This is a genomic window from Pelomonas sp. KK5 (assembly GCF_001984095.1).
Classification (GTDB): Bacteria; Pseudomonadota; Gammaproteobacteria; order Burkholderiales; family Burkholderiaceae_C; genus KK5.
In genome coordinates this window covers 1-3,298 of record NZ_LYVQ01000388.1, presented here as the reverse complement: position 1 = coordinate 3,298, position 3,298 = coordinate 1, and the positions used below count along the sequence as shown (strand labels likewise).

The following is a 3,298-nucleotide window of genomic DNA, read 5'->3' as shown; positions in this document are numbered from 1 at the left end:
GGGCATGAGTGCTGCTTCCGACAAATTCGCTGCGCAAAGCGCGCAAGACCTCGCCGACCTGAGCGCCGGCCACCCGCTGGCCTGGCTCTGCAGCGTCGGCCCGCAAGGCCTGCAGGCCACGCCGCTGCCGCTGCTGCCGAAGCACGACGACACGGGCCGCCTGGTCGCCATCGAAGGCCATTTCGCCCGCGGCAACAGCCAGGTCGAGGCGCTGCGCCAGAACCCCGAGGCGCTGGTGCTGTGGATGGGCGTGCAGGGCTATGTCTCGCCTTCGTGGCTGAGCGACCGCACCCAGGCGCCGAGCTGGAACTACGCGAGTGCGCAGTGCCGCGTGCGCGTGCAGTTCCTCGATAACGACGAAACCGCACTGACCGCCCACCTGGACGAGCTGGCCCGCCGCTTCGAGGCCGGCCGGCCGAAGGCCTGGAACGTCGCCGAGATGGGCCCGCGGCTGCAACTGCTGGCCCAGCGCGTGATCGCCTTCCGTGCCGAGGTGGTCGAGCTGCGCGAGCGCTACAAGCTCGGCCAGGACGAGCGCGACGACGTCTTCGGCGAGCTGCTGCAGGGCCTCGGCGCCGATCCGCTGGCCGGCTGGATGCGCCGCTTCAATCCGGGCCGCGGCACCCCGCCGAATACCAACTCCTGAGATCGCAAGAAGATGACGTTGATGAAGAACCGACCCGTCGCCATCGCCTGTCGTACCCTCTGCACCGGCCTGCTGCTGGCCGCCACGCTGGCGGCCCAGGCCGAGGATGCCACCTCGTCGCTGGACACCGTCTCCGTGATCGGCAAGCGCGCCCGCCAGGCCCGCGACATCGCCGGTGGTGTCTCCGCCGTCACCGGCGAGCAGCTGGAAGCCGCCGGCGCCCAGGACCTGGCCGACTACATCCAGCGCGAGCCCGGCGTGGTCTTCAACAGCTACCAGCCGGGCGTCTCGCACGTGGTGCTGCGCGGCATCGCCACCAGCTCCGGCAATGTGCAGGGCCAGACGACCACCGGCTACTTCCTCAACGAGGTGCCGCTGACCGAGCCGGGCTGGACCATCGTCGTGCCCGACATCGACACCTTCGACCTCGCCCGCGTGGAGGTGCTGCGCGGCCCGCAGGGCACGCTGTTCGGCTCCGGCGCGATGGGCGGCGCGATCCAGTACGTGGCCAACGTCGCCGATGCGCGCGGCTTCGACGCTGCGGCCGAGACGACGATCAGCAGCACGAAGAACGCCAGCGTTGGCTACACCGGCAAGGCGATGGTCAATGTGCCGATCAAGGAGAACCTGCTGGCCGTGCGCGCGGTGGCCGAGTACCGCAGGGACCCGGGCTACCTGGACAACATCGGCACCGGCGAGAAGGGCTCCAACACGACGGTGCTGAGCGGCGGCCGCTTCTCGGCCGTGCTGACACCGAGCAGGGGCACCACGCTGACCTGGCTGAGCCTGGTGCAGAAGACCGACTCGGACGACAACGCCTACCGCATGCAGGGCCTGGGCGAGCTGGAGCGCAAGACCAGCATCGACGAGCCGACGAAGACCCGCGTCAGCGTCCACAGCCTGCGCCTGGACCAGGATCTCGGCGGCACGAAGTTCACCGCGCTGGCCGCCACGCAGACCAAGAAGCAGGACTGGGTGTTCGACTTCACGCCGCTGCGCAGCGCCTACAACAGCGACCTGCAGCTGAACCTGACGAACCCGCTGTACATCGCCGACGGCGGCAGGAGCCGCAGCAACAGCCTCGAGCTGCGCCTGGCCTCGGCTAGCGGCGGCGCGCTGGAGTGGCTGATCGGCGCGATGACCTTCGATACCGACAAGGATCTCTACGAGCAGCTCGGCGCCAAGGGCGCGGCTGCGGCCTTCGACGCCTCGCCCGCCTACGGCGCCGGCAGCGGCGCGGTGATCGCGCCGGACGGCTCGGTCTTCAACGCCTTCTACACGAAGGTGAAGGGCCGCGAGTCGGCGCTGTTCGGCGAGGCGACCTACGCACTGGCGCCGCAATGGAAGCTCACCGCCGGCGGCCGCTTCTTCCACACCAAGGTGGACATGACCGCCACCCAGGTCGGCTTCTCGACCTATCCGGGCAGCCCGATCGTGACGCCTTCCACCGTCAGCGAGAGTGGCTTCAACCCCAAGCTCTCGCTGGCCTGGCAGGCCAGCCCCGACCTGATGGTCTATGCGCTGGCCTCCGAAGGCTTCCGCTTCGGCACGCCGAACACGCCGGGCCTGTCCAGCTACCCGATCCCGGCCGGCAGCAAGAGCGACAGCCTGCGCAACTACGAGCTGGGCCTGCGCTCGCGCTGGGCCGGGGGTCAGGTCTTGCTGGACGCCACGCTGTTCCGCATCGACTGGAGCGACATCCAGCTGCGCCTGCAGACGCCGGACTTCTTCAACTACGCGGCCAACGGCGGCAAGGCGCGCAGCACCGGCCTCGAGATGTCCTTCCAGTGGAAGCCGTCCGCGACGATCGACTGGCAGACCTCGCTGACCTGGCAGCACGCGCGGCTGGCGGACGACCTGTTCATCCTCTGGGCCGGCACCGCGCCCAAGGGCTCGCAGCTGCCGGGCACGGCGGACTGGTCGATCAGCAACCGGGTCAGCTACAACTTCGGCGGGGCGCATGCGCCGACGCTGAGCCTGTCGCACCAGTTCCTGTCCGGCGGCATCAGCGACCTGAACTCGGCCGTGCCCGGCGCGGTGGCCAACCGCCAGGGCAACTACAAGCTCTTCGACGCGCGGCTGCGCATGAACGTCGGCGAGAAGACCGAGCTGGCGCTGTTCTGCACCAACCTCACCGACAAGCGCGGCATCACCCGCACGGTGGCGGAGGCCAACGGCACCGGCGAGGGCCTGGTGCGCCCGCGCACCTTCGGAGCGACCGCGTCCTGGCACTATTGAGGGATGCTGATCTTCCATAACCCTCACCATGAGCGGCATGCCGGCCGCCAGGAGATGTTCCGCGGCCGGCTGGTCGACTGCCACGAGGTGCCGGCCCGCCAGGCCCATGTGTTCGAGGCGCTGAAGCGGCGCGGCATCGGCGCGCTGCGCGAGCCCGGCGCGGTGGACGAGGCGCTGCTGCGCCGCATCCATGCGCCGCACTACCTCGACTTCCTGGCGCGCGCGTGGGACGACTGGCTGGCGCTGGACCCGGCCAACGCGCAGCTCGACGTGCTGCCCTCGGTCTGGCCCGGCAAGGGCCTGCGCTACGACGTCGAGCCGCTGAACTTCTCCGCTCGGGTGGGGCGTTATGCCTTCGACGCCGGCACCCCGCTGACGGCCGGCACCTGGGCCGCCGCCACCGCAGGCGCTGCC

Annotated in this window: 2 protein-coding genes and 1 pseudogene; all 3 read left to right on the top strand. The window is 70.1% G+C overall.

The window, feature by feature from the left end:
• Positions 1-646 (top strand): FMN-binding negative transcriptional regulator (locus B0W88_RS30735; RefSeq protein ID WP_144007099.1); only part of this gene is annotated, 646 nt, incomplete at its 5' end.
• Between the two features lie 21 nt (positions 647-667).
• Positions 668-2,884 (top strand): TonB-dependent receptor, encoded by a 2,217-nt coding sequence (locus B0W88_RS30730; RefSeq protein WP_077038285.1) that lies wholly within the window; start codon positions 668-670, stop codon positions 2,882-2,884.
• Between the two features lie 3 nt (positions 2,885-2,887).
• Positions 2,888-3,298: pseudogene (locus tag B0W88_RS30725) on the top strand (histone deacetylase family protein); the annotation flags it as partial.